This is a genomic window from Trueperella bernardiae (assembly GCF_001469025.1).
In the GTDB taxonomy this organism is placed as follows: Bacteria; Actinomycetota; Actinomycetes; order Actinomycetales; family Actinomycetaceae; genus Trueperella; species Trueperella bernardiae.
The window spans coordinates 196,306-222,619 of record NZ_LNIZ01000003.1 but is presented as its reverse complement, the minus strand read 5'-3'; the positions used below and the strand labels follow the sequence as shown (position 1 = coordinate 222,619).

Genomic DNA, 26,314 nt, shown 5'->3' with positions numbered 1-26,314 from the left:
TCCTTCTTGGCGCTACTTTCCGAGGCTGTCCGCGCCGGAGATAATTTCGGTGATTTCAGTGGTGATCTCTGCCTGGCGAGCATTGTTCGCAAGGCGCGTGTAGTCCTCGATGAGGTTCTGCGCGTTCTCGGTGGCCGCGTGCATCGCCTGTTGGCGCGAGGCCAGCTCCGATGCGGCCGCCATGAGCAGGACCGCGTAGATGCGCTGGTCGATGTACATAGGCAGCAGGGTGTCGAAGAGCTGGCGTGGCGAGGGCTCAAACTCGTACAGCGGCGCCTCTTCGTGAAGCCCGGCTTCGTCGTCGACGACGACGAGCGGCAGCATCCGCCGCACCTCCACGTTCTGCGTGATCATCGACTCGAACCGCGTGTAAACGGTGTGCAGCTCGGCAACTCCGCCCTCCTCCGGTGAGGCGAGGAAGCGGGCGAGGAACTCGCGCGCGATCTCGTGAGCGGTGTCCGCGCTCGGGTTGTCGGACTCCCCCGTCCACGAGCCGGCGAGCTCGACGCCGCGGAACTTGAAGTGCGACACCCCGCGCCGGCCGAAGACGTAGAGCACCGGCTCCTTGCCCTGGGCCTCGAGCTCCTCGCGTAGCCGGTCCGCCTCGCGCAGCACGGATGCCGAGTAGGCGCCGGCCATGCCGCGATCGGAGGTGACCACGAAGACGAGGACCCGGTTCGTGTCGGTACGCTCGTTGAGCATCGGGTGGCTCTCGTCAGCGTGTGCGGCAACCGCCGCGATCGACTTGGTCAGGGCCTGCGTATAGGGATCTTGGCCGAGCGCGCGCTTGCGCGCCCTGCCCACGCGAGAAGCCGCAATGAGCTCCATCGCGGAGAAGACCTTTTCGAGCGTCTCGGTCGCCCTGATCTTCTGCTTGTAGATACGCTGTTCGCCGGCCACTACTAACCCCTCTTGGACCGAACGATCTGCTCCTGCGACTTCTGGGCAGGATCGACCTGGTCGGTCGGCAGCTCGTGGGTCTCATAGGCGGAGGTGAAGGAGTCAAGGAACTTGGCGGTGGCCGCCTTCAGCTCCTCCTCCGTCTCGGGCTCCAGCTTGCCGGTCTCGAGGATGGTCTGCAGCACGTTCGTGTTGTGGCGCAGGTAGTCGAGGTAGCCCGATTCGAACTTGTGCACGTCCTTGAGCTCGATCGTGTCGAGGTAACCGTTGGTGCCGGCCCACACGGACGCCACCTGGTCCTCGACCGCGTACGGGGTGTACTGCGGCTGCTTGAGTAGCTCCATGAGGCGCTCGCCGCGGGTGAGCTGGCGTCGGGTGGTCGCGTCAAGATCGGAGGCAAACATCGCGAACGCCGCCTGGGCGCGGTACTGCGCCAGCGTGATCTTCAGCGTGCCGGCTACCTTCTTCATCGCCTTGATCTGCGCGTCACCGCCCACGCGGGACACGGAGATGCCGACGTCGACAGCGGGGCGCTGGTTGGCGTTGAACAGATCCGACTGGAGGAAGATCTGCCCGTCCGTGATCGAGATGACGTTGGTGGGGATGTAGGCCGAGACGTCGTTGGCCTTTGTCTCGATGATCGGCAGGCCCGTCATCGAGCCGGCACCGAGCTCGTCGGAGAGCTTCGCACAGCGCTCGAGGAGGCGGGAGTGCAGGTAGAACACGTCGCCCGGGTAGGCCTCACGCCCCGGCGGGCGGCGCAGCAGGAGGGACAGCGAGCGGTAGGCCTCTGCCTGCTTCGACAGGTCGTCAAAGATGATGAGCACGTGCTTGCCCTGGTACATCCAGTGCTGGCCGATGGCTGAGCCGGTGTAGGGGGCGAGGTACTTGAAGCCCGCCGAGTCGGAGGCGGGCGCGGCCACGATCGTGGTGTATTCGAGCGCGCCGTTGGCTTCGAGCGTGGCCCGCACAGAAGCGATGGTGGAGCCCTTCTGGCCCACCGCCACGTAGATGCAGCGCACCTGCTTGGTCGGATCGCCCGACTCCCAGTTCGCCTTCTGGTTGAGTACGGCGTCGATCGCCAGGGCGGTCTTGCCCGTCTTGCGGTCGCCAATGATGAGCTGGCGCTGGCCGCGCCCGATCGGGATCATTGCGTCAATCGCCTTGAGGCCGGTCTGCAGCGGCTCGTGGACCGACTTACGCATCATGACGCCCGGGGCCTGCAGCTCGAGCGCGCGGCGCCCGTCGAGGTCCGTGATCTCGCCCAGACCGTCGATCGGCTTACCAAGCGGATCGACAACGCGGCCGAGGTAGCCATCGCCCACGGGGACGGAAAGAACTTCCCCGGTGCGACGCACCTCCATGCCCTCGCGGATACCCTCGAATTCACCGAGGACGACGACGCCGATCTCTTCCTCTTCCAGGTTCATCGCCAAGCCGAGGGTGTCATCCTCGAACTGCAAAAGCTCATTCGCCATAGCGCCCGGCAGCCCGTCCACGCGGGCAATGCCGTCGGCCGTCAGGGTGACGTGGCCGACTTCCTCGCTGGCCGCTTTCGGAGGCTCATACGAACTCACAAAGCTGTCCAACGCAGCCCGGATTTCCTCCGGCTTGATCAGTTCAGCCATTTATCTTCCTTCGCTCGCTTGCGGCTAGGCCGCTTTTCAAAATCAGTTGGTAAATGCCCCTCGAACCGAGTCGAGTCGGCTGGCGATAGTGCCATCGATGATGTCATCCCCCACGTAGATCCGCAGGCCTCCGATGACTTCCGTGTCAATGGAAACGTGGATCTTGACCGGCGTGCCGTACTTGGCGCTGAGGATGCGTGCCAGGCGCTCCTCCTGCTCGCGCGTGAGCGGCAGGGCGCTGGTCACCGCGGCCACCATGTGCTCGTCCAGGCGCGCGGCTGCGAACGTGTAGCGGCGCAGCAGGCCCGGGATCGTGTGGTGTTCGCGCGCGATCGAGCGCCGGATGAGCGCCACGGTCCACGGCTGGAGGTTGTGGAACAGCTGCTCGGCGAACCGGTGGCGGGCCTCCGGGGACAGGTTCGGCGTGGTGAAGGCAAGGCGCAGATCGCGGTTGTCCGAGTAGAGGCGCATCGTCTGGTAGAGCTCCTCTTCCACGGTGGACAGCACGCCCTCGCGGCGGGCGCCCAGCAGGATCGTGTCAACCCCGAGCGCTTCGATGGCCCGCTGCAGGTCATCCCGCTGGGACCACTCCTCGCGCACGAGTCCCTCCACGAGCTCGGCCACTCCGTCGCTCACGCGCCCGCCGAACACGTCGCGTGCGAGCTTCGCACGCGCCTGCGCGTCCCGCGATCCGCCCTCGAGTGCGTTGGTGAGCGCCGTGGAGACCTTGATGACATCCACGATGGAGAACATCTGGAGGGCCAGTTCGATCTCCTTGCCCACCTGGGTGGCGACGAACGGCTCCCACCGCTCCCGCGCCCGGTCGAGCGCGCCTTGACTTGCTGCACGCATCCTAGGACTCCGCCTCCGTCAGCTCCGGGGTCATCGTCTCAAGATCATCCATGAAGCGATCGATGACACGGCGGGCGAGCACCTCATCAGCAATCGCTTCGCCCACAATGCGGCCGGCCAGCTCCGTGGCCAGCACGCCCACCTCTGCCTGGAGAGAGCGCTGGGCTGCCTCCGAGTCGGCGTCGATACGGCGCTGGGCGCTAGTGATCAGGCCGTCGGCCTCGCTGCGGGCCTTGGCCTGGGCCTCGGCGATGATCGCCTTCGCGTTGTCCTGGGCGTTCTCGCGGATGCCCGTGGCCTCACGCTGGGCCTCGCGGATCTCCTCCGCGAGCTTAGCCTGCTGGTCGGCAACCTCGGCGCGCGCGACCTCAGCGGCCTTCAGGCCCTCCTCGATCTTCTCCGCGCGCTCGTCAAGCATCGCGACGAACGACGGCCAGGCGAACTTGTAGACCGCCACAGCCACGAGGATGAACGCCAGCGTGCCCCAGAGGAGTTCCGACGGTGCAGGAAAGAGCAGGTTGTAGTCGCCGCCCTCTGCAAGAATCGTCTCACGCATTCTTATGCACCGAAGACGAGGCCAGCACCGAAGCCAATCAGGCCCAGGGCCTCCGCAAACGCGATCGAAAGGAACATGTTGACGCGGAGGATACCCGCGATCTCCGGCTGACGAGCCGTTGCTTCCTGGTTCTTGGCGCCGATCATGCCGATGCCGATAGACGGGCCGAGGGTAGCAAGACCGTAACCGATGGTGGCGATGTTTCCGATCATTGTTTTCTTTCCTTTTGTTGAGTGGGTATCAGTGTTCTGAAATGGACAGGGAAATGTAGGAGGCCGTCAGCATCGCGAAGATGTAGGCCTGCAGTGCCGCGACGAAAATCTCGAAGCACATGAACGCGAGTGCGCCGATGAAGGTCACCGTACCGGTGGCCACGCCGAGCGCGCCCGACAGCGTGAAGTAGAGGAAGTGCGTACCGGCAAAGCACAGGGCGAGGATGAGGTGGCCCGCCACGAGGTTCATGAGGAGTCGCAGGGTGAGCGTAGCCGGGCGTAGCACGAAGGTGGAGAGGAACTCGATCGGCGTCATGATGAAATAGATCGGCCACGGCACGCCCGGCGGGAAGAGCTGCTCCTTGAAGAAGCGCAGGCCCCCGCGGGCCTTGACGCCGGCCGCGATGAAGCCCACGTAGGAGAAGATCGCGAAGATGAGAGGCATGCCGATCAGCGACGTTCCGGCGATCTGCAGGCCGGGCACCACGCCGGTGATGTTCATGAAGAAGATGCCCAAGAAGATGGTCATGATCAGGGGCTGGTACTGGTGGGCGCGTTCCTTGCCGAGGATCTCCTCGCCAATTTGCACCTTGGAAAAGTCAAGGAGGGATTCGACGGCGGCCAGGCGGCGGTTGGGGACGAGCCTGCGGTTGCGCGCGTACCAGATGAGGATGAAGGCCAGCACCAGGGCGGCGATCATGCGCACCATGATGATGCGGTTCATCTCAAAGATCGTGCCTTCGAAGAAAAGCGCCGGCGGGTTGAATTCGTGCTCGAGCGTAGGCGGAACGAAGCTCTCACCCTCCCCCGTGAGGAAGATGGGTAGCGTTGCAAGCGCGTAAAGATTCACAGTGCGTTCAAACCCCAACTAGTGCGATGTCCTCATGTGCGTCGATGCTGACACGACCTCAAAACACTCTACCTGAGTATTTTCCTTGCTTCCAAGGTAACCCATGACCCCCTGGTCTCGCTCGGAGATTTTTGTGACTTATGCCCGTCTCGTGGCGCGTGCCTGACCGGTGGTTTTCCGCTACCCCTGCCCCACGTGTGGGCCGGCCCTGCGGAGGGCAAGGACGGAGTAAACGAGGAGGGAGGCAAGGAGGGCGAGGGCGAAGACGCCGACGACCACGCGCAGGTTCAGCCCCGAACCCCGCAACGCAAGCAAGGCCACCCCGAAGGCCGCCATCTTCACCACGTACGCCCCAACCATCGCCGCACCCTGCGCGTCGGCGAAATAGCGCGCGGCAAGCGCGCTCGCGCTGAGCGTCACGAGGTTGATGAGCACCGCGATCCCGCCGCCGGCCAAGATGGACAGGCGCTCGGCCGGGACGAGGAGCGCGGCGATCACGGTCACGACGCCGACCAGGGCGGCCGCGCCCAGCGTGGCCCGAGCGATCAGCCCGGCCGCCGTGTACGACTCGCCCGGCCTACGCCGCACGGCGCTTTCCGAACTTCTGCCAAGTCACCGCAGTGCCGGCGAAGATCGTGAGCGCCGCGCCCGCCAGCACGCGCGGGCCGGGATAGACCGTGTAGGCGACGGCGGAGAAGGAGGCGATCGCGGTCCACATGTACAAGATGAGCACGGCCACGGTGTGGGAGTGGCCCCGGCGCAGGAGGCGGTGGTGGAGGTGGCCGGCGTCGGCGGAGAAGGGCGAACGCCCCTGGCGCACGCGGCGGAACACGGCCCACGTGAGGTCAATGAGCGGAATGAGGAGCACGAGCAGGGGGATGACGAGCGGCATGAATGCGGGCAGGGCCTGGCGGGCGCCCACCGTGGCCGGGTCGATCTGACCCGTAACCAGGATCGTGGCGCCCGCGAGCACGGTACCGAGCATGAGTGCGCCCGAATCACCCATGAAGATCCTCGCCGGGTGGAAGTTGTGCGGCAGGAAGCCCACGCAACTGCCCACGAGAGCCGCGAGCACGGTCGTCGCCACGGAGGTGTAGTCACCGGGCGAGACCTCTCGGGTGAGGTAGTAGGCGTAGATGAAGAAGGCGAACGCCGCGATGCCGACCACCCCGGCCGCCAGCCCGTCCAGGCCGTCCACGAAGTTCACGGCATTGGCCACCACGACCACCGCGATGATTGTGGCAAACAGGGTCAGGCGCGTGGAGCCCACGGTCAGTCCCAAAAGTGGCACCGTCACCAGCTGCACGCCCTGCCACGCCATCACACCGGCCGCCAGGATCTCACCGGCGAACTTCGAATACCAGGTCAGCTCCCACACGTCGTCGATCGCGCCCAGGACGCACATGATTGCCCCGCCCCACAGGATCGCCCACACCCCCGTGCTCGGCGCGAACACCTCACGCAGGTAGGGGATCTGGCTGGCGAGCGCGAGCGCCCCCACGAGCCCGGCAAACATCGCCACACCGCCCAGACGGGCGATCGGGGTGGAGTGGACGTCACGCTCGCGGATCTGGGTTATCGCGCCTGTGGCGAGCGCGATGCGCAACACCAGCGGCACCAGCAGGTAGGTGAGGGCCGCGGCGAGGACGAGGATGAGGAGGTAGGTTCTCACGCCAGCGCCTGCCACACGGCGTCGGCGCTGATCGCGCCCTGACGCAAAATTGTCGGCTCGCCAACCACGCTGACGATCGTGGAGGCCACTCCCCCGGCCGACGGGCCGCCGTCGAGGTAAAGGGAGACCGCGCCGCCGAGCTGGTCCATCGCCGCCTCCACCGCAGTGGCGGGCGGCTGGCCGTGCTGGTTGGCGCTCGTCACCGCGAGCGGGCCCACCGCGCGAAGGAGCGCAAGCGTGGTATCCGAATCGGGCATGCGCAGCGCCACGGTCCCGTTCGTCTCGCCCAGGTCCCAGCCAATCGAGGCGCGCGCGGGCACCACGATTGTCATCGCTCCCGGCCAGAAGGCCTCCATGAGCGCCCGGGCCGCCGGCGAGATCTCCTCGCTCAGCTCCTCGGCCTGTCCCTCGGCCACGAGCACGGGCGGCGGGTTGGCGCGCGTGCGGGACTTGGCTGTCAGCAGCCGGGTGACGGCGTCGGTGTTAAAGGGATCGGCGCCGATGCCGTAAACCGTGTCGGTGGGCAGGCAGATAACTTCCCCGCGCGCAATCGCCGCGCTGGCCAGTGCAATGGCGCGCTGGTCGCTCGCCGGTACTTTCATTGGCGTTCCTTTCGTGCGCGCAGCCACCGGTCCCGGCCGGCCAGGTCACGCCCGGTGGTGACGTCCACGAAGCCGCACTCGGTGGCGGCCGCGCGGAGGGCCTCGCCCTGCTCGTCTCCATGTTCCATGATGAGGATACCCCCACCTCGCAGGAGGAGGTGGGCGCGCGCCACCAACTGCCGGGGCAGATCCAGCCCGTCCGTCCCGCCGCCAAACAGCGCGAGCTCCGGGTCCTGGCGCACCTCCGGCGACAGCTCGTGCCACGGCGCCACGTAGGGAGGGTTGCTCACGACGACGTCGATGCGGCCCGCGTACTCCTCCAGCTCCTCAAGCGCGTCGCCCTGGACGAGGCTGACAAGGCCGCCGTAGCGGGCGTTGTTGAGGGCGGCGGAGGCGAAGGTATCGGCAGAGCGCTCAACCGCGAGCACGCGGGCGTTCGATTCGGTGGCGATCGAGATCGCGATCGCGCCCGAGCCAGTGCACAGGTCCGCCACCAGCGGATCCGGCAACGCTCGGATGTCGGCCAGCGCGGCCTCGACCACCGACTCGGTCTCAGGCCGCACGATGAACACCCCCGGCCGCGCCTCGAGCTCAAGGTAGCGGAAATACATCGTACCCTCCAGGTGCTGGAGCGGCACGCGGCGGGCGCGGGCGGCCACGAGCTCCTCGTAGCGGGCCAGCTCCTGCGGGGATGGCGTCCCCTGCACTCGCTCCCCTGCAACGAGCTGGGCGAGTAGGCGGGCGTCGGCCTCCGGGGAGGGCACGCCCGCGGCGGTCAGCTCAGCGCACGCCCGGGCGATCGCCTGCGCCCACATTTACTGGGCCTCGGCTTCGTCGGCTGCCGCCTGGAGGCGCTCCTCCTCGTCCTTTTCGCGCAGGGAGGTGATGACGTCGTCGAGGTGGCCGGCGAGCACCTGATCGAGGTTGTGAGCCTTGAATCCCGTGCGGTGATCGGCGATCCGGTTCTCGGGGAAGTTGTACGTGCGCACACGCTCGGAGCGGTCCACGGTGCGCACCTGCGAGCGGCGCTGATCGGCCTCCTTGGCCGCCAGCTCCTCCATCTGGGCTTGGCGCAGCCGTGCCAGAAGCACGCGCATGGCCGCCTCACGGTTCTTGATCTGTGACTTCTCATCCTGCATCGACACGGTGATGCCCGTGGGCAGGTGGGTGATGCGCACGGCCGAATCCGTGGTGTTGACCGACTGGCCGCCCGGGCCCGAGGAGCGGTAGACATCGATGCGCAGATCGTTATCGTTGATCTGCACTTCCTCCGGCTCGTCCACCTCGGCAAACACGAGGACGCCGGCGGCGGAGGTGTGCACGCGGCCCTGCGACTCCGTGACCGGCACGCGCTGGACGCGGTGCACGCCCGCCTCATACTTCAGGTGCGCCCACACGCCGTCGGACGGATCCTCCGGCACATTCTTGGCCTTGATCGCCACCTGGACGTCCTTGTACCCGCCCATGTCCGTGTCGGTGTGCGACAGGATCTGGGTGGACCAGCCCTTCGACTCGGCATAGCGCTGGTACATGCGCAGCAGGTCGGAGGCGAACAGCGCGGACTCCTCGCCGCCCTCGCCCGCCTTGACCTCGAGGATGACGTCTCGGCCGTCGTCGGGATCGCGCGGCAACAGCGCGTCACGCAACGAATCGGCCGCGTCGTCCACCTCGGCCTGCAGACGCGGCAACTCCGCGGCGAACAGTTCCCCGTCCTCTCCGCCGAGCTCCACGATCTCCTTCGCCTCGCTCAGATCCGTGGAGGCGGCCAGCCAGTGCTCGTAGCGCGTCACCACACGCCGCAGCTCGGCGTAGCGCCGGCCCAGCTTACGTAGCTTCTCCGGCTTGGCCAGCACTTCGGGGGACGCCATCTGCTTTTCAATGTCCGCATACTCTTCGGCCGCGGCCTGCGCGGCAGGGAACTCACTCATGAACCTAATCTCTCAACATAAAAGCCAACGCCGGTACAGATAACACTGTACCGGCGTTGTAAAGCCCAGTTACTTGGTGCGCTTGCCGTAGCGAGCCTCGAAGCGGGCCACGCGGCCGCCGGTGTCGAGGATCTTCTGCTTGCCCGTGTAGAACGGGTGGCAGGCGCTGCACACCTCAACGCGCAACGAACCGCCCGGAAGCGTGGACCGAGTCTCGAATTCGTTGCCGCAGGTGCAGGTGACGTGAATGTCGTGGTAATCGGGGTGGATACCCTGCTTCATTTCTTTCTCCTTGGATCGTTTGATGCCCTGGGTCCGGCGAGCCGGTGAACCAGAAGCCGACGGTCAATTTAACCACAGCACGCAAGGGGTTGGGTAGCGACCGGCGGTGCCCCGTTGGTCACACCGCCGGCCCCACTCCTAGTCCGCGTTCTGCATACCTCGCACCACCGACATGAGGAACTCAGCGTTCGACTCGGTCTTGCGCATGCGGCCCAGCACGTAGTCCGAGGCCTCCTGCAGTTCGAGGGTGCCCAGCGCGCGGCGCAGGTGCCACACGATCTTGAGCTCCTCAGGGCTGAACAGCAGCTCCTCGCGGCGCGTACCGGAAGCGTTGAGGTCCACGGCCGGGAAGATACGGCGGTCGGCCAGCTGGCGCGAGAGGCGCAGCTCCATGTTGCCCGTGCCCTTGAACTCCTCGAAGATGACCTCGTCCATCTTCGAGCCCGTCTCCACCAGCGCCGAGGCGATGATGGTGAGCGAGCCGCCGTTTTCGATGTTGCGCGCCGCGCCGAAGAACTTCTTGGGCGGGTAGAGCGCGCCGGCGTCCACACCACCCGACAGGATACGGCCCGACGCCGGGGCGGCCAGGTTGTAGGCGCGCCCGAGGCGGGTGAGGGAATCGAGGAGGATGACAACGTCCTGGCCGAGCTCGACCAGGCGCTTGGCGCGCTCCACCGCCAGCTCGGCCACGATCGTGTGGTCGGAGGCCGGGCGGTCGAAGGTGGAAGCAATGACCTCGCCCTTGACCAGGCGCTGCATGTCCGTCACTTCCTCGGGGCGCTCGTCCACGAGCACCACCATGAGGTGAACGTCCGGGTTGTTGTTCGCGATCGCCATCGCGATCTGCTGCATGACCACGGTCTTACCCGCCTTCGGCGGGGAGACGATGAGGCCACGCTGGCCCTTACCGATCGGGGCCACGAGGTCGATGACGCGGGTGGTCAGCGCCTTCTGCGTGGTCTCCATCCGCAGCATTTCGTTCGGGTAGAGCGGGGTGAGCTTGTTGAACTCGGGCCGCTCGCGCGCCTCGTCCGGGGCCATGCCGTTGATGGCGGTGACCTCCACCAAGGGGTTGAACTTGTGCTGGCGGCCGCGGCGATTACCCGCCGCCGACGCGTCGCGCACTGCGCCCTGGATCGCGTCGCCTCGGCGCAGGCCGTAACGGCGGATCATCTGGGTGGAGACGTAGGCGTCATTCTTGCCGGGCAGGTAGCCGCCCGTGCGCAGGTAGTTGTTGTTGCCGTCGATGTCGAGGATGCCGGCCACCGGGATGAGCACGTCACCCGACTCGATGTCGTCCTCGCGCTCGGTGCGATCCTGGTCGCGGTCGCGGTTCCGATCGTTGCGATCATTGTGGTTATTACGGTCGCCCCGCTCAGAACGCTCGCCCCGGTCGTTTCGGTCATTGCGATCGCCGCGGTTGCGGTTGCGGCTGCGCTGACGGCGGCCGCGGCGACCACGCGAGTCGTCGTCCGCGTTTTCCTCGGCACGACGCTCGGCGGCATCGCCCAGCGCGTCGAGCGCCGCCTTCTTCTCGTCCTGGCTCAGCTCCTTCGCCGGCCGGCCCTTGACCGGCGGCAGGTCGAGCCGGGCACTCGGATCGCCGTGCTGGTTGACCGCCTGCGAATCAGCAGGCTGGGTCTTGTCACGACGCGCGGGCCGCTCGGCGCTCTTCTCCGCCGGCTTCTCGGCACCTGCCGGCTTCTCGGCCGCGTTCTTCTTCGCGGGCGCCTGGCCGGAGCGCGCCTCACGGATGGCAGAAATGTAGTCGTTGCGGCGGGACTTGGCCGGCAACGAAAGGCCCATGGAGGCCGCCAACTCTTGCAGGTCGGCAAGGCGCATCGTCGAAATGGGGCCTGTGGGTGGCGTTGGATTTTCGCTCACGAGGTTCCTTCCTCGGATCCGGGACAAAGCCGGAGATCACTTGGTTAATAATCCGCACGATGGCGCAGTGCGCTCGAAACATGTGCGTGGCGCGGGCCCAGCGGGCCTCGCTGACGCGGCAATCAGCCAATCACGTCAGGGGCTAGCCTACACGCGCACGGCCGTTTTGGGAAACCTAACGCCCCAAAATGTGAGCACCGGCAACCTGCTTCGAGTCCACCGTGCGGAAACCCTGCTTGGCCAAAATGTTCGCCATTTCGGGCGCCACCTGCGCAAACAGGAGGATCGTGGGCCCAGCCCCGCTCACCACGGCGGGCCAGCCCGCCTCGCGCAACGCCTTGAGCATCGCGGCCGTGTGCGGCATGGAATCGGCTCGGTAGCCCTGGTGGAGGCGGTCCTCCGTAGCGGCAAACAGCAGCGAGGGATCGCTCGCCAGCGCGTGGGTGAGCAGCGCGGCCCGCCCGGCGTTGAACGCGGCGTCCGCGTGCGGAATCGTGGGCGGCAGGACTGCGCGCGCCGTCGTCGTCGGTAACACCTCGTGCGGCACCAGCAGCGTGGTCCTCACCTGCGGGGAAACCGCGAGCTGGGCCGTGCGGTAGCCCTCGCCCTCGGTCCAAGACACGGTGACACCGCCGTAGATCGCGGGCGCGGCGTTATCCGGGTGGCCTTCGTATTCGGCGGCGATGTTGAGCACCTGCTCGAGCGTGAACTCGGCGGGGCTCCCCAGCATCTCGCGCACGAGCATCACGCCCGCCACGACCGCCGCCGCCGAAGACCCCATACCTTTGCCGTGCGGGATCGCGTTGCGGCACACCAGCTCGATGCCGGCGGCCGGCGCGCCCACACGCTCGAAGGTCTCGCGCATGACACGGATGATGAGATGCGTCTCGTCCTTCGGAAGCGTGTCATGCCCCTCGCCCACCACGATCGCCTTCGAGGCGCCCGTGGTGAGGGTAGCCGAGACCTCATCCCACACGTCGTGAGCCATGCCCATCGAGTCAAAGCCCGGGCCAAGATTTCCCGACGACGCCGGCACCCGTACCCGCGCCGTGTCGTTCACGATCCTCATGACAGCCCCAGGACCCGGGCGGCGGCCTGCGTGGTCGGCTCGATCGGATCGAAGTCCAGCTCCATGTCGCCCAGCGCGGTGGCCGTGTCTTTCAGGCCATTGCCGGTCACGGTACACACGATCTTCGCACCGCTCGGCACCTTGCCCTGCTCGCCGGCCTGGAGGAGCCCGGCCACCGACGCCGCCGACGCCGGCTCCACGAACACCCCCACCTCGGAGGCGAGGATCTTCTGGGCGGCGAGGATCTGCTCGTCGCGTACACGGTCAATCCAGCCGCGCGAATCATCCCGGGCGGCCTCGGCGTACTTCCAGGAGGCCGGGTTGCCGATCCGGATCGCGGTGGCGATCGTCTCGGGCTGGTCCACCACGTGGCCGAGCACCAGCGGTGCCGCGCCCCACGCCTGAATGCCCCACATCTGCGGCACCTTCGCGGCCACGGGATCCATGTGGAGGGCCGAGTCGTCGAAGGAGGCCAGGGTGGTCCGGCCGGCGTACTCGTTATAGCCCATCCAGTAGGCCGAAATGTTGCCGGCATTGCCCACGGGCAACACGTGGATGTCCGGGGCGTCACCCAGCTCGTCCACGATCTCGAACGCCGCGGTCTTCTGACCCTGCAGGCGGTAGGGGTTAACCGAGTTGACGAGCGCCACCGGGTGGGAGTCGGTCAGCTCGCGCACGATGTTGAGGCAGTCGTCGAAGTTGCCGTCCACCGCCACGAGGCGGGCGCCATGCACGATCGCCTGGGCGAGCTTGCCCGCCGCGATCTTGCCCGCGGGCAGGATAACAGCGCACTGCAGCCCCGCCGCCACGGCGTAGGCAGCCGCCGACGCCGACGTGTTACCAGTGGAGGCGCAAGCCACCACCTCCACGCCAGTCTGCAGCACCTGCGAGATCGCGGTGGTCATGCCGCGGTCCTTGAACGAGCCGGTGGGGTTCGCGCCCTCCACCTTGACGTACACCTCGGCGTCCAGCTTCTCCGACAGCGCCTTGGCATAAACGAGCGGCGTGCCACCTTCCTTGAGGGTGACCACCGGGTCCGAGTCCGCAAACGGCAGCCGCTCACGGTATTCGCTGATGAGTCCTTGCCACTGATGAGCCATTATTCGTCCTCTACCCGAAAAACGCGCACCACCTCATGCACGTCACTAATCTTTCCTACAGCCTCGATGGTAGCCGCCATGTCGGCGGCAGACGCGGCGTGCGTAGTAATCGCGAGCGCCGCCAGGCCAGGCTGGCCGTCAACTTCCTGGTTGACGGCCGAGATCGACACGCCCGCCTCCGCGAACGCGTCCGTGACCTCAGCGAGCACGCCCACCCTGTCGGCCACCTGCAGGCGCACGAAGTAGCGCGAGACCGATTCCCCGGCGTCCATGAACTCCGACTCGCCGAGCACGATCTCCTGCGGGGCACGCCCACCCAGCACCTTCTTCGCCGCCGCTGCAACGACGTCGGACAGCACCGCCGACGCCGTGGGGGCGCCTCCCGCTCCCCTGCCGTAGAACATGAGTCGGTCCGCGGACTCGGCCTCGATGACCACCGCGTTGAAGGAACCGCCGATGGAGGCCAGCGGGTGGGATACGGGCACGAGCGAGGGCGCCACGCGCGTCTCGATCTTGCCGCCGGCCTGGGTTGCGGTCGCCACCAGCTTGATGACGTAGCCGTTCTTCGTGGCCGCCTCGATGTCCGCGTCCGTGATCGAGCGGATGCCCTCCACGTCGACGTCGGCGAGCGAGACCCGCTTGTGGAAGGCGAGGGAGGCGAGGATCGCGATCTTCGCAGCGGCGTCGAAGCCGTCGACGTCGGCCGTGGGGTCCGCCTCCGCGTACCCGAGCTCCTGGGCGGTGGCGAGCACCTCGTCGAAGGTGAGGCCCTTGGTGGTCATCTCATCGAGGATGTAGTTCGTGGTTCCGTTGAGGATGCCCTTGATCGCCTTGACCGAGTCCCCCGCGAGCGACTCGCGCACCGCGTAGACCACCGGCACCGCGCCGGCCACGGCCGCCTCGTAATACAGGTCGACCTTCTTTTCCTTCGCCAGGTCATACAGCTCGGGGCCGTGCTCGGCTAGCAGCGCCTTGTTGCCCGTCACCACCGAGGCGCCCGATTCGAGGGCGTGGCGGATGAGCGTGCGCGGGGGTTCGATGCCGCCAATGAGCTCGATCACGACGTCGGCCTGCTCGATGAGCCCGGCCGCGTCAGTGGTGATCAGGGCCCGGTCGATCGCCGGGTCGCGTTCGGCGGCGAGGTTCGATACCGCGATCCCGATTAGTTCGAGGTCCGCCCCGGCGCGCGCCGAGAGCAGCGCGTTTTTTTCGGACAGCAGGCGGGCCACCTGAGTGCCCACGGTGCCGCAGCCGAGGAGCGCAATCTTGATACTCATGTCGTCCTTTCGCACTAGCCCACGTCAAGGGCGAGCTGATCCTCGATTGTCTCACGGCGGAGGATAACCCTGCAGTGTCCGTCTCTTACTGAGACAACGCCAGGGCGCGGCAACATGTTGTAGTTCGATCCCATCGAGCGCCCATAGGCCCCGGTGACGGGCACGGCCAGCAGGTCCCCGGCCGCGAGCGGCGGCAGAGCGACGTCGTGAACCACGATGTCCCCCGACTCGCAGTGCTTGCCCACCACGCGACAGCGCGCCTCCTCGCCCTCCACGAGCCGGTTCGCCACGAGCGCCGTGTACTGGGCGCCGTAGAGGGCGGGACGGAGGTTATCGGACATGCCGCCGTCCACGGAAACGTAGCGGCGCGGGCCGGAATCGGTGGCCACGTCCTTGATCGTGCCCACCGTGTAGAGGGTCATCATCGCCGGTGCCACGATCGAGCGGCCCGGCTCGATCGACACGCGCGGCGGGCGCAGGCCCGTTTGTGCCACGTGCTCGGAAACGGCGGCGGCGAGCACCCGGGCGAACTCCTCGGGGGCTGGCGGGACGGCGTCGGCGTCGGTGTAACGCACGCCGTATCCCCCGCCCAGGTCCACCTCCGTAATCTCAATGCCCTGGCCCGCTGCCCACGCCCGCACGTCCAGCACGGCGCGCGCTGCCTGTGCGAAGCCGTCAGCGGCGAGGATCTGGGAGCCGATGTGGGAGTGCAGGCCGATGAGCGAGAGCGCGGGATTCGCGGCGATGCGGGAGATGGCCTCCTGCGCCGCGCCCGTGGTCACCGACAGGCCGAACTTTTGGTCCTCGTGGGCCGTTTGGATGAAATCGTGCCCGCCGGCGTGAACGCCCGTGGTCAGGCGCACGTAGACGGGGGCGCGCGTGCCGGCCGCCCGCGCGATACGCGCCACCTGCTCGATCTCGGGCAGGGAGTCGACCACGATGTGGGCCGAGCCGCACTCGAGCGCGAGCGTGATCTCGGCATCCGACTTGTTGTTCCCGTGCAGGCCGATGCGGCTGCCCGGCACGCCGGCCGAGAGCGCCGTGCGCAACTCTCCCTCGGAGGCCGAGTCGATGTTCAGCCCCTCCTTAGCCATCCAGCGGGCCACGGCCTTGCTGAGGAAGGCCTTGCCGGCGTAGTAGACGTCAGCGCCCGCGAGCGGGGCGAAGGCCGCATCCATCGCGTTCTTCCAGGCCCGCGCCCGGGCACGCATGTCCGCCTCGTCCAAGATGTAGGTGGGCGTGCCAAACTCGCCGGCGATCTGCGTCACGGGCACGCCCGCCACCGCAAGCTCGCCCGACTCGGTGCGGGCGACGTTCGCCGACCACACCCCGTCCGGGCGGCCTGTCGGCTCGGGTGCGCGGGCCACCACGGTTACATCCTCTCCGGGGCGCTGACGCCGAGCAGCGCCAGACCGTTGCACAGCACCTGACCGGTGGCGTCGTTGAGCCACAGGCGGGTCTGGTGGACGGGGCTGACCGGGTCATCCCCGCGCGGGGTCACGCGCGAGATGCCGTACCACGAGTGGTACTTGCCCGCCAGCTCCTCGAGGTAGCGGGCCACACGATGCGGCTCGCGAAGCTCGGCCGCCTGCGCCACGATCACCGGGTATTGGGCGAGCGTTGCCAGCAGCTCCTCGTCCGCCTCCCCATCCAGGAGGGCCGGGTCGAAGGCATCGCGCCTCACGCCGTGCTCGGCCGCATTGCGGTCCACGGCGCAGGTGCGCGCGTGGGCGTACTGAACGTAGTAGACCGGGTTCTCGTTCGTGTTGGAGGTAATGAGGCCCAGGTCGATCTCCAGCGGGGAGTCCATCGCGGCGCGCACCAGCGAGTAGCGGGCGGCGTCCACCCCGGCCGCCTCCACCAGGTCGCTCAATACCACGATCGTGCCGGCGCGCTTGGACATCTTCACCGGCTCCCCGTCCCGCACCAGGCTCACCAGCTGGCCGATGAGGATCTCCAAGTTCTCCCCGAGGCCGGCCGTGTCACCGAAAGCGCGCGCCATCGCGTACATGCGCCCGATGTAGCCGTGGTGGTCGGCGCCCAGAATGATGACCACGCGGTCCGCGCCACGCTCGCGCTTGTTCAGGTAATAGGCGATGTCGCCCGCGAAGTAGGCCGCGTCCCCGTCGGACTTGATGATCACCCTGTCCTTGTCATCGCCGAAGTCCGTAGTGCGGATCCACGTGGCGCCGTCGGCCTTAAAGATCACGCCCTGCTCATCTAGGCGCGCGATCGCCGCATCCACCGCGCCCGACTCGTGCAGCGAATCCTCGTGGAAGTACACGTCGAACTCCACGCGGAAGTCACGCATCTCATCCTTGATCGCGGCAAACATGAGGTTGACGCCGCGCTCGCGGAAGACCTCGCGCGCCGCGTCGTCGTCAAGCCCCGCCGGGTCCGGGCGCCCGGCCGCGAGCTCGTCGGCGATCACCTGCTGGGCGATGTCGGCGATGTACTGGCCCCCGTACCCGTCCTCCGGCGCCTCCTCACCACGGGCGCGGGCGAGCAGGGACTTAGAGAAGCGGTCGATCTGGGCGCCGTGATCGTTGAAGTAGTACTCGCGTACCACGTCCGCACCGCTGGCCTTGAGGATGCGGGAAAGCGAATCGCCGACGGCGGCCCAGCGCGCGCCGCCCACGTGGATCGGGCCGGTGGGGTTGGCCGAGACGTATTCAAGGTTGATGGTGGAGCCCGCCAGCACATTCGCCGTGCCGTAGGCCTCCCCGGCCTCCACGATCGTGCGAGCAAGCTCACCCGCGGCGGCCGCGTTCAGCGTGATGTTCATGAATCCCGGGCCGGCGATATCCACGGCCGCAATCGCCTCCGAGCCTGCAATCCTGCCCTTGAGGAGTTCCGCGAGCGCGCGCGGGTTCGTGCCCGCCTTCTTTGCCAGCTGCAGGGCAACATTCGTGGCCCAATCGCCGTGTTCGCGACTGCGCGGGCGCTCGACCTTCACGTCCGGCAGGTCGGCCGGATCCAGGTTGACCTCACCGGCGGCGATCGCCTGCTCGAGCGAGGTGCGTATAAAGGCAGAAAGATCTTCAGGTGTCATGCACCAAGCATACCGGCGCCCGCCGACGCACCCAATTTGGTATCACCACACGATTCGATTCTGCGCGGCCTGCGGTGTTAGACTGACGAATCGCCGGGCCCCGATAGCTCAGGGGATAGAGCGTCTGCCTCCGGAGCAGAAGGTCGCAGGTTCGAATCCTGTTCGGGGTACTTTTCCCTCGCCCGCGCCGCGTCCTACGCCGTGCGCAAGATCGCCACCGGATCTCTGTTGACCGCCCACGCGATCGGGATGAGCGCCGTCAGCGACGAGGTCAGCACCATCACGAGCGCCACCGCCACCGTGAACTGCGGCGGAATCGGGCTCAGCCACACGCGCGCCACGACGTCGGCTGCCAGGCCCGCGAGCGCCGCTCCTAGCGCGATCGGTAGCGTCACCCTCACCAGCGTTAGTGCTGTGAGGTCTATTCGCGTGATCCCCAGCGCTCGCCGCCGCCCCAGCAGCCGGCGGTAGAGGAGCACGTAGGCAAGGGAGACCACCGTGGTGAGGACGCTACCGAGCCCGATGACGGTCAGCAGGACCGACTTCGTGTAGCTGGCAAAGTCCCCGGACGTCACGCGGTCAACAATGGCTAGCCCCGAGCTTTCGAAGGTCAGCTGGCCCGGAGACTCCTCGGCCGCGTACGTGCGGATCGCGGCCTGGATGGAGGGCACGGCGTCGATGGCATCGGCCATGACGACGATGCTACGCATGGTCTGTAGCTCGGAGTTCTGGACGACCATTGACTCGGCGAACACCTCGTATCCTGGGCGGACGGTCGCGCCCGCCACCACGGGAAACTCCCTCCCGGCGCTGGTGAGCACGACGCCGGAGGGCACCTCCCAGCCCAGCTTGCGGAGGACCTCCTCGTCGATCGCGGCCTCACCGTCGGCGGGCGGGCGCCCGTGGGAGAGGACGAACGGCACGCTCAGGTCGGTCACCTGCCACGCGGTGGTCTTGGCGCCCGGGACGGCCGCATCCACCTCCAGTACCTCCCCCACGCCGATCACCGACTCCACGCCACGGGTGGTTCGCAAGAGCTGGACCACCTGGGCATTGAGGAGCTTGCCCGTGGCCTCGCGAACCGTGAGCACGCGCGCCGAGGGATCGTTGAGCTCGCCTGCCAAGGCCTCGCGCTGAGCCACCTGCTGTCCGGCAGTGAGCAGCGCGCCGAGCGTCGCACCGAGCGAGACGATAAAGAGGAGGAGGGTGGGGACCACCTGCCGGCGCGCGTCCCGCCGCGCCTCGCGTAGCAACTGCACCAACCTCATACCTCCACCCCCGCGCTGACATCGAGCACGTAATCGCACGCCTCGATGACAAACGGGTCGTGCGTGGCGACGACGCCGGTGCGGCCGGCACGTGCCTCCTCCTGGAGGAGGGAGAGGATAGTCTGCGCGTTGCCGCGGTCAAGGTTTCCGGTCGGCTCGTCGGCGAGGATGATCGCCGGGCTATTAATGAGCGCGCGAGCCATCGCGGCGCGCTGGCCCTGGCCGCCCGAGATCTTGGTGGGGCGCTTGCCCTCGAAGCCGCTCAGCCCCACCTTGGCCAGTAGCTCCGTACCGCGCTCAACGAGCTGTCGGTACGTGTTGCCCACGTAGAGTCCCGGCTCCACCACGGAATCGAGGATCGGTGAGAAGTCGTCCAGCTCGGAGTCCTGAAAGACGAATCCAACGTTGCGGGCCCGAAAGGTGCTGCGCTGAAAGTCGCTTAGCCCGCTAACGTCCCGCTCCCCAACACAGACCGCCCCCGAGCGCGGCTGAAGCATGAGCCCGAGGATATAGAGGAAGGTCGACTTCCCGCAGCCGGACGGGCCGGTGAGGGCCGTGAGTGCCCCGGGGTGGAAGTCGTAGGAGAGCCCCTCGAGCACGCTTGGGCCCTTGCCATAGGCGAAGCTCACGTTGTTGGCGCGCAGCGTGTCCATCAGTCGCCCTCGCCGAAGACGCGGATCTCGCTTCCCACATCGATCCCGTCGACGACCGCGACGCCCTGGGAAGCGCCCAGCACCACGACGTCGTGCCGCTCGCCGGCGGCGTCGACGACATAGGTGGCGCCGAGTGCGTCGGTCATGATGGCCGAGCGCGGCACGAGCGGGCCGGAGACCTGCGGCACAATCTCGATGATCGCCTGAAGCTCGCTGCCGGGGGTGAGCCCCTCGCAGTCGTCGTCGCACACGGTGCCACCGCCGACGCCTTGGATCTCGACCTCGTAGGTGAAGGACTCCTCGTTCTTGCGGGTCTCGCCCACCACACCGCTCCACTCGTGCTCGCCGTTCGTGAGGCGCACCTGGGCCTCGGCGGGCAAGAGGGCCTGCTGTGATTCGTTGAGCACAAGGAAGACGCGCGCAGTGCCGGCCGGTGCGGACACCACCACTTCTCCCCCGGCAAGTAGCGCGCCCTTTTTGAGGACCTTCCGGTCGAATGTGAGCTCGGCGGGCAGGCTCGGGCTGGCCACCAGCTGCCCGAGCTGAACCGTTCCCGTAACAGGCTGGCCCGTGTCCTTTTGCCACTGGCGCACGTTCTTCTCAGCGATCGGCCCGAAGTCTGAATCCACGGCCCCCGGGTAGCCGAGCGCGTTGAGGTAAGCGTTGAGCTGCTTGACGTCCGCGCCCGTCATGCCACGGGAGAGGTCGCGATAAAACGGGACGTCGCCGTCGACGACGCCGACGGGCAGCCCGCCCACTTCATACAACGTCTGCCCGGCGGAGAACACCTGATCCTCGGCCACGAACGTCACGACTCCGGGGAGCACGTTCGTTGCTAGTGTCGTGCTATCCACGTCAACGCTCGCGCCAAAGCTCAGGCTACGGCCCACGCTTCCCGTCTCCACCGTGACGGTTGCGGGCGCGGCCTTGACCGGCACCGCCTCCTCACCGCGGAGAACGACGTAGCCCGCACCCAGCCCGAGGCCGGCAGCAACCAGCACCGTGAGGAAAAATGCGATGATCCGGCGCATCGTGCCACCCTTCTTTTTCGATCAGCAACGCCTTTTGGTCAAAAGCGCTCCTCCACATTGAAACGCTGTTACTTTAATCACATACATCCCAGTACACCTCAGATAGGAGATCGGATCATGTACATTAGAAAGACTCTCATTGCTCTTTCCACCTCGCTTGCACTCGCACTGAGCATCGCTGCTCCGGCAACAGCTGCCTCTCGAAGCGGAACAGCAACCTGCCCGGCGGGAGTTGCCGGGGGGCATCTCCGCCTATTCCGAGCAACGGTTTCCTAGTAACTACATGTATGTGAAGGTCGGCACCTCAGTTAAGGACGGAACAGGTCACGACCGTTTGCAGATCGACACCAACCTAAAGACTGCATTTTGGTACGCCCAGAGTCCGAGTCTTCGTAAAGCAGCCGGCTACTGCAACCCGCATTAGTTGTCTCTCATGTTCATATCTTCTCGCAGCTGCAAGAGTTTACGCGTCGTTGGTGTTGCCCTGTGTGCCGCTCTCATACTCGCCGGCTGCTCCTCACAAGAGGAAACCACGGCGCCCACTGGCACTCCCGACAACCCACGGGACGTCACCGCGTGGTCTCCCTCAGTGATCCCGACGAGCGCCCCCATCACCGAAGAACAGCAGGAAGTATCGCGGCTCGAGCAGGTAACGCAGATCCTCCAGGCTTACGACCTTCCCGCACCCACCTCCGAGGTCGAGCTCCCGCCGGTCGTGCGACGGGTGAGCTACGAGGATTCCGGCCCCCTCATCGCACAGTGCCTGACGGACAACGGCTTTTCCAGCACGTCTTCGGGTGGAATCATCACCACGCTCGACGTGGCCGATGAACAGGAGAAGTCCTTCGCCAAAGTTCGCGCCGACTGTGCCGCCCAGTACCCCATCGACGCGAAATACACGCAAGAGTGGACAGCCGACCAGTGGAGGGTCTACTACGAGTACATGGTCGGGTACTACATTCCGTGCGTCGAGTCCTTCGGCATCGCGATCGACAAGGACAATATCCCTGAAGAACGGACTTTTATCGAGAGCGCCCTGTCCGGCGCTGATAGGTGGAGCCCCGTGGCAGAATGGTTCGACAATCCCGATTATCACAAGCTGACGGACGAGACGACCCCCGAGGGCGCCGAGCTAGCTGAGGCGTGCCGGCAATCCCCGCCGAGCAACAAGCTCTTCGGCTAGTTCGCCCCGCCCCGCATCTGGTCGATCACCGACCGCGCCAACGTCGGCCGATCGGTGATGAGCCCGTCCACGCCGAGCTCGAGAGCCCTGCGCATGTCGTCGGCGTCGTTGACGGTCCACACATGCACGGCCAGGCCGCGTGCGTGGGCCAGCGCGATGAACTTCTCATCTACCACCTGGATGGTCTTGAACAGCTCGGGGACCTGCACGCATTCCACGCCGCGCTCCGGACCCGGCAGGCGGTAGGCCAGCGCGCGCGGGCCCTTGGCCGCCACCACTAGCCGCGCGATCGCGGACGTCCCCATCGAGGAGCGCACTCCCGGAAGGCGCCTGCGCATCCACGCCAGGCGGACCTCGGAGAAGGAGGCCAGGCTCACGCGGTGGGCGGCATTCTGGCGGCGAATCGCCGCCACCATCGCCGGGGCGGTCGCGTTGTTCTTCGCGTCCAGGTTAAAAATGAGGTCCGGGAACTCTTCGAGCAGGTCATCGAGGCGCACGAGCGGGTTACCCGAGTGGTCGCGCACGTGCCGCAAGTCCTTCCACGCCCAGGAGGAGACCGCGCCAGAGGCGTCCGTGAGACGGTCGAGGATCGGATCGTGAATGATGACCGCCGTGCCGTCGGCCGTCACATGACAGTCGGTTTCGACGTAGCGGAAGCCCTGATCGCGCATCGCCTCAAAAGCGACGATGGTGTTCTCCGGGTGCTCGTCCCCACCACCGCGGTGAGCGAGGATGACGGGCTCGCCGATCTCCCACATGCGCTGATGAACCATGAAGCCTGCGCTCGCTAGCACATATCGGACAGATCGACCGCGCCGAAGTCCTCCAGAGCCTTGATCGGGTCCAGCAGGTTATCCTGCCCCGTAGTCTCGATCTCGTGGCCCGTGTGGACCTCGAAGTGCAGGTGCGGGCCGGTGGACCAGCCCTTCGAGCCGACGTCGGCGATGTGCTGGCCGGCCCTGACCTTGTCACCCTTCTTCACGTGCACCCCGTCGTCGTACATGTGGACGTACCAGGTGGTGTATTCCTTTCCATCGATCACGTGGGCGATGACGATGAGGTTCGACGAGCGTCCTGCAATACCCTCTCCCGCGTAGACGACCTCGCCGTCGGCCATCGCGTAGATCGGTGTGCCGGCCGGGGCTGCCATATCCTGGCCCAGGTGGAAGGATGAGGTGTAGGAGATCGGGTCAATGCGCAACCCGAAGGGCGAGGTGAGGCGGTAGGTGCCCGCCGCCATCGGCATGACCACCAGGTCGGATTCGGACTTGAAGGCCGAGGCGAGCGAGTTCGCTCCCCCGCGCAACTCGCACTGGATGGCAGCCCCCGAATACGTGCGTTCGAAACCACGATAGCGGGCCGAGTCCGCCGCGCCGCTCGTCTTCTTCAGGGTGTCCGGGACCGTGGGCTGCGGGGTGGCCACCGTGGAGGTGGCCAGGTTCTGCGCGCCCTGGACGGCCGAGGCGGAATACAGGCTGCCGAATAGGATGCCGGTGACTGCGGAGCCGGCGACGACGGCGCTGAGCACGCCTGCCGTGGCGGGATTCTTCGCCTCTTTGAAGAGCCGGCGGAAGAATGAGAGCTCCTTGGTGGCCCGCGGAGCAACGGGCGGGAGCTCGATCACTTCAGTGACCTGGGCGTCGCGAAGTTGAGCTTCGCGGGCGAGCCGGAGATCACGGCGCGATGGTCGCACAGTTTCACGCTCAGCCAATCCGGCCCCTCCTCTTTCTTGTGCGCACAATATCGGGAAAACCCCGGACATCTCCCAATGATAACGGTTTGATAACGCTACCGCGAGCAGTATTCACAACCTCGGGACTGAACTCCCTATGATGTGAGCCACTGCCGGTGAAGTCTCACTTGTCATGGTCACGAAATGGTCGCGGCGGCGCTACTTCTGCATGGCGTCGCGAACCTCGCCGATCAGCTCCTCAATCACATCCTCGAGGAAGAGCACGCCCCGCACCTCGCCGTCCACCACCACGCCCGCCAGGTGAGTGCCGTCCTTCTGCATGGAGCGCAGAGCCGTCTCGATCTCGTCCTTCGAATCCACCTTCGACATGGTGCGGATCTTCCACGGCGCCAGCGGCGCGTTCCGCCGCCCGGGCGCCACGTCGATGATGTCCTTGAGGTGGACGTAACCGACAATCTCGCCGCCCTCCTCAACCGGGTAGCGCGAAAACCCGTGCTGGGCGATCTCTGCCTCCAGCTCGGCCGGGGTGGTCTGCGGCATGACCATGACTAGCTGCTCGGTTGCCACCATGAGGTCGCCAGCCGTGTACTCGGAGAACTCGAGGGCGGAGGAGATGAGGCCGACGTCCGCGTCGAGCACGCCTGCATTCTTCGAGGCCTGCACGATCGATGCCACCTCGTCCACCGTGAACGCTGCGCCCACCTCGTCCTTGGGCTCGAGCCCGAAGACGCGGATGATGTGGTTGGCGAACCAGTTGAGGGAGAAGACCACCGGGTGGAAGATCTTCGAGACGAACACAAGCGGGGGCACCAGGATATAAGCCGCCCGCTCGGGGGTGGTGACCGACAGGTTCTTCGGCACCATCTCCCCCAGCACCACGTGCAGATAGACCACCAGCGCGAGCGCCAGCACCAGCGCGATCGGGTGGAGGAACGACGCGGGCACGCCCGCCGCCTCGAGCGGGCCCTCGATCCAGTGCGCGATCGCCGGCTCCGAGATCGCGCCGAGCGCCACCGAGGCGAGCGTGATCCCGAGCTGGCAGGTGGCAAGCATAAGGGTGACGTTCTCCAGGGCGTAGATGACGGTCTTGGCCGACTTCTTCCCCGCGTCCGCCAGCGGTTCCACCCGCGAGCGCCGGGCGCCCATGACCGCGAACTCGCCGCCCACAAAGAACGCGTTGGTCAGCAGGAGCAGGCCCGTGACAAGGAGTGCCATTCCGATGCTCATTCGTCCACCCCGCAAATCCGCACCTGTTCGATGCGTCGGCCATCCATGGTGGCAACCACCGCGCGCACGCCGTCTTCCTCCACCTCGTCCCCTACCTCGGGCATCCGCCCGAGCCGGGCCATCATCCAGCCGCCCACGGTTTCCCACGGGCCCTCGTCCGGCACGTCGAGCCCGAGCTCGCGGGCCACCTCGTCCGGGCGCATGAGGCCGGGGATCATCCAGCTACCTCCAGAGACGATATGCGTGCGCACGCGGCGCCGGTCGTGTTCGTCGGCCACGTCGCCCACGATCTCCTCCACCGCGTCCTCGAGGGTGACGATGCCCGAGGTACCGCCGTATTCATCGACGACGACAGCCATCTGCAGCCCCTCGGCGCGCAGCTGCACGAGGAGCGGGGCGAGCGCGATGGTCTCGGGCACGCGCGTGGGTTCGACCAGCAACGACGACGACGTCACGCGCACCTGCCCGCGCGCCTCGTAGGGGATCGCCACCGCGCGGCGCAGGTGGACGAAGCCGCGAATGTCGTCGAGGTCCTCGCCGATGACGGGGAAGCGGGAGTGTCCGGTCTCGGCAGCGCGCGCGATGACGTCGGCCGCCGTGTCGTCCACGTGGAGGGCGGCGACCCGCCCGCGGTCGGTCATGACGTCCACGGCGGTCAGCGCGCCGATGTCGATCGAGCGGGTGAGCAGACGGGCGGTGGGCAGGTCGAGCGTGCCCTCCTCCGCCGAGTGCCGCACGAGCGCGGCGAGCTCGGAGGCCGAGCGCGCACCCGAGAGCTCCTCGGCCGGCTCGATGCCGAACTTGCGCAAGATCCAGTTCGCGGTCTCGTTCAGCAGCACGACCACCGGCTTGAACACCGCCGTGAAGATGCGCAACGGGAGGGAGACGAAGGCGGCGGTGGAGAGCGGCTCGGCGAGCGCCATGTTCTTGGGGATGAGCTCACCGAACAGCATGGAGGCGACGTTAATGATGATGAAGGCCAGCGTCGCGGCGGTGCCGACCGCCGCTGCGGGCGCCAGGCTGCCCAACAGGCCAGAGAAGAAGTGTTGCAGCGGGGCCGTGGCCACGTAGCCGAGCAGGATCGTCGTCATCGTAATGCCCACCTGGCACGAGGACAGCTGGAGGGAGAGGTGATGCAGGGCCTTTTGCACGCGCCCGGCCTTCGCGTCCCCCGACTGGGCGCGGTCATCGATCGTGGCTGGATCCAGGGCGACGAGCGAGAATTCGGCGGCAACGAACAGGGCGTTGCCCGCAATAAGTACAAGGGCAAGACAAAGCAATATGAGATCAGTGGCCACGGGCCACCTCTTGTCGTCCTTCCATACCCACCATCGTAACCCACCGCCTGGGCGCGCTGCGGCCCCGCCCTCGCCCACAGGGGAATTCTTGAATCAT

26 protein-coding genes and 1 tRNA gene are annotated in these 26,314 nt (G+C 66.8%); 2 read left to right on the top strand and 25 right to left on the bottom strand.

What is annotated here, in order from left to right; translation table 11 throughout:
* Nucleotides 1–12 precede the first annotated feature (12 nt).
* From AQZ59_RS04385 to argS, 18 genes are all read right to left on the bottom strand, one after another.
* The gene (locus AQZ59_RS04385) at nucleotides 13–900 is read right to left on the bottom strand and encodes a F0F1 ATP synthase subunit gamma (protein ID WP_062613452.1); all 888 of its coding nucleotides are present in this window, start codon (nucleotides 898–900) and stop codon (nucleotides 13–15) included.
* 2 nt (nucleotides 901–902) lie between these two features.
* Nucleotides 903–2,528 carry a F0F1 ATP synthase subunit alpha gene (gene atpA / locus AQZ59_RS04380; protein ID WP_062613451.1) on the bottom strand — a complete coding sequence of 542 codons (1,626 nt, stop codon included), beginning with the start codon at nucleotides 2,526–2,528 and terminating at the stop codon, nucleotides 903–905.
* Between the two features lie 42 nt (nucleotides 2,529–2,570).
* Nucleotides 2,571–3,380 (bottom strand): F0F1 ATP synthase subunit delta, encoded by an 810-nt coding sequence (locus AQZ59_RS04375; RefSeq protein WP_062613450.1) that lies wholly within the window; start codon nucleotides 3,378–3,380, stop codon nucleotides 2,571–2,573.
* Nucleotide 3,381: 1 nt separating this feature from the next.
* A complete protein-coding gene (atpF, locus tag AQZ59_RS04370) occupies nucleotides 3,382–3,936 on the bottom strand; it encodes a F0F1 ATP synthase subunit B (RefSeq protein ID WP_062613449.1) in 555 nt (184 codons plus the stop codon).
* Nucleotides 3,937–3,938: 2 nt separating this feature from the next.
* Nucleotides 3,939–4,148, bottom strand: a complete 210-nt coding sequence (gene atpE, locus AQZ59_RS04365; RefSeq protein ID WP_062613448.1) for an ATP synthase F0 subunit C — start codon at nucleotides 4,146–4,148, stop codon at nucleotides 3,939–3,941.
* A 28-nt stretch (nucleotides 4,149–4,176) separates the two neighbouring features.
* On the bottom strand, nucleotides 4,177–4,998 hold the full coding sequence (gene atpB, locus AQZ59_RS04360) for a F0F1 ATP synthase subunit A (protein ID WP_062613447.1): 822 nt from the start codon (nucleotides 4,996–4,998) through the stop codon (nucleotides 4,177–4,179).
* Between the two features lie 180 nt (nucleotides 4,999–5,178).
* The gene (locus AQZ59_RS04355; protein ID WP_062613446.1) at nucleotides 5,179–5,586 is read right to left on the bottom strand and encodes a hypothetical protein; all 408 of its coding nucleotides are present in this window, start codon (nucleotides 5,584–5,586) and stop codon (nucleotides 5,179–5,181) included.
* Complete coding sequence (locus tag AQZ59_RS04350; RefSeq protein ID WP_082661164.1) at nucleotides 5,576–6,670, bottom strand: MraY family glycosyltransferase; 1,095 nt, start codon at nucleotides 6,668–6,670, stop codon at nucleotides 5,576–5,578. Before AQZ59_RS04350 ends, AQZ59_RS04355 begins: the two co-directional genes overlap by 11 nt.
* Nucleotides 6,667–7,272: an L-threonylcarbamoyladenylate synthase gene (locus AQZ59_RS04345; protein WP_062613445.1), complete on the bottom strand. Its 606-nt coding sequence runs from the start codon at nucleotides 7,270–7,272 to the stop codon at nucleotides 6,667–6,669. Before AQZ59_RS04345 ends, AQZ59_RS04350 begins: the two co-directional genes overlap by 4 nt.
* A complete protein-coding gene (gene prmC, locus AQZ59_RS04340) occupies nucleotides 7,269–8,087 on the bottom strand; it encodes a peptide chain release factor N(5)-glutamine methyltransferase (RefSeq protein ID WP_062613444.1) in 819 nt (272 codons plus the stop codon). Before prmC ends, AQZ59_RS04345 begins: the two co-directional genes overlap by 4 nt.
* Complete coding sequence (prfA, locus tag AQZ59_RS04335; protein ID WP_062613443.1) at nucleotides 8,088–9,200, bottom strand: peptide chain release factor 1; 1,113 nt, start codon at nucleotides 9,198–9,200, stop codon at nucleotides 8,088–8,090.
* Between the two features lie 69 nt (nucleotides 9,201–9,269).
* Complete coding sequence (gene rpmE / locus AQZ59_RS04330; protein ID WP_062613442.1) at nucleotides 9,270–9,482, bottom strand: 50S ribosomal protein L31; 213 nt, start codon at nucleotides 9,480–9,482, stop codon at nucleotides 9,270–9,272.
* A gap of 138 nt (nucleotides 9,483–9,620) precedes the next feature.
* Nucleotides 9,621–11,324 (bottom strand): transcription termination factor Rho, encoded by a 1,704-nt coding sequence (gene rho, locus AQZ59_RS04325; RefSeq protein WP_062613441.1) that lies wholly within the window; start codon nucleotides 11,322–11,324, stop codon nucleotides 9,621–9,623.
* A 217-nt stretch (nucleotides 11,325–11,541) separates the two neighbouring features.
* Nucleotides 11,542–12,435, bottom strand: coding sequence for a homoserine kinase (thrB, locus tag AQZ59_RS04320; protein ID WP_062613440.1), 894 nt, complete (start codon nucleotides 12,433–12,435; stop codon nucleotides 11,542–11,544).
* Nucleotides 12,432–13,535: a threonine synthase gene (gene thrC / locus AQZ59_RS04315; protein ID WP_062613439.1), complete on the bottom strand. Its 1,104-nt coding sequence runs from the start codon at nucleotides 13,533–13,535 to the stop codon at nucleotides 12,432–12,434. Before thrC ends, thrB begins: the two co-directional genes overlap by 4 nt.
* Nucleotides 13,535–14,812 (bottom strand): homoserine dehydrogenase, encoded by a 1,278-nt coding sequence (locus AQZ59_RS04310; RefSeq protein ID WP_062613524.1) that lies wholly within the window; start codon nucleotides 14,810–14,812, stop codon nucleotides 13,535–13,537. The genes thrC and AQZ59_RS04310 overlap by 1 nt, the downstream gene beginning before the upstream one ends.
* 14 nt (nucleotides 14,813–14,826) lie before the next feature.
* Nucleotides 14,827–16,182 carry a diaminopimelate decarboxylase gene (gene lysA / locus AQZ59_RS04305; RefSeq protein ID WP_062613438.1) on the bottom strand — a complete coding sequence of 452 codons (1,356 nt, stop codon included), beginning with the start codon at nucleotides 16,180–16,182 and terminating at the stop codon, nucleotides 14,827–14,829.
* A 2-nt stretch (nucleotides 16,183–16,184) separates the two neighbouring features.
* Nucleotides 16,185–17,864 (bottom strand): arginine--tRNA ligase, encoded by a 1,680-nt coding sequence (gene argS / locus AQZ59_RS04300; RefSeq protein ID WP_062613437.1) that lies wholly within the window; start codon nucleotides 17,862–17,864, stop codon nucleotides 16,185–16,187.
* A gap of 97 nt (nucleotides 17,865–17,961) precedes the next feature.
* Here argS and AQZ59_RS04295 point away from each other — a divergent pair.
* Nucleotides 17,962–18,034: transfer RNA gene (locus tag AQZ59_RS04295), tRNA-Arg, on the top strand.
* A gap of 24 nt (nucleotides 18,035–18,058) precedes the next feature.
* Here the strand turns inward: AQZ59_RS04295 and AQZ59_RS04290 are convergent.
* The 3 genes from AQZ59_RS04290 to AQZ59_RS04280 are packed head-to-tail and all read right to left on the bottom strand — an operon-like array spanning nucleotide 18,059 to nucleotide 20,816.
* Nucleotides 18,059–19,132 (bottom strand): hypothetical protein, encoded by a 1,074-nt coding sequence (locus AQZ59_RS04290; protein WP_152994720.1) that lies wholly within the window; start codon nucleotides 19,130–19,132, stop codon nucleotides 18,059–18,061.
* Nucleotides 19,129–19,785, bottom strand: coding sequence for an ABC transporter ATP-binding protein (locus AQZ59_RS04285; RefSeq protein ID WP_062613435.1), 657 nt, complete (start codon nucleotides 19,783–19,785; stop codon nucleotides 19,129–19,131). The genes AQZ59_RS04290 and AQZ59_RS04285 overlap by 4 nt, the downstream gene beginning before the upstream one ends.
* Entirely contained in the window at nucleotides 19,785–20,816 is a 1,032-nt protein-coding gene (locus tag AQZ59_RS04280; protein WP_062613434.1) for a peptidoglycan-binding domain-containing protein, read from the bottom strand. The genes AQZ59_RS04285 and AQZ59_RS04280 overlap by 1 nt, the downstream gene beginning before the upstream one ends.
* 589 nt (nucleotides 20,817–21,405) lie before the next feature.
* On the opposite strand from AQZ59_RS04280, the gene AQZ59_RS04275 reads away from it, so the two are divergent.
* A complete protein-coding gene (locus AQZ59_RS04275) occupies nucleotides 21,406–21,999 on the top strand; it encodes a hypothetical protein (RefSeq protein WP_062613433.1) in 594 nt (197 codons plus the stop codon).
* On the opposite strand, the gene AQZ59_RS04270 is transcribed toward AQZ59_RS04275, so the two are convergent.
* The 4 genes from AQZ59_RS04270 to AQZ59_RS04255 all read right to left on the bottom strand — a co-directional run bounded on the left by AQZ59_RS04270 (nucleotide 21,996) and on the right by AQZ59_RS04255 (nucleotide 26,217).
* On the bottom strand, nucleotides 21,996–22,772 hold the full coding sequence (locus tag AQZ59_RS04270; RefSeq protein WP_082661142.1) for a glycerophosphodiester phosphodiesterase family protein: 777 nt from the start codon (nucleotides 22,770–22,772) through the stop codon (nucleotides 21,996–21,998). The two genes, AQZ59_RS04275 and AQZ59_RS04270, sit on opposite strands and share 4 nt — an antisense overlap.
* Before the next feature lie 14 nt (nucleotides 22,773–22,786).
* Nucleotides 22,787–23,692, bottom strand: coding sequence for a M23 family metallopeptidase (locus tag AQZ59_RS04265; protein WP_062613431.1), 906 nt, complete (start codon nucleotides 23,690–23,692; stop codon nucleotides 22,787–22,789).
* 198 nt (nucleotides 23,693–23,890) lie between these two features.
* A complete protein-coding gene (locus tag AQZ59_RS04260) occupies nucleotides 23,891–24,907 on the bottom strand; it encodes a hemolysin family protein (RefSeq protein ID WP_236698658.1) in 1,017 nt (338 codons plus the stop codon).
* 8 nt (nucleotides 24,908–24,915) lie between these two features.
* Entirely contained in the window at nucleotides 24,916–26,217 is a 1,302-nt protein-coding gene (locus tag AQZ59_RS04255; RefSeq protein ID WP_062613429.1) for a hemolysin family protein, read from the bottom strand.
* Nucleotides 26,218–26,314 lie beyond the last annotated feature (97 nt).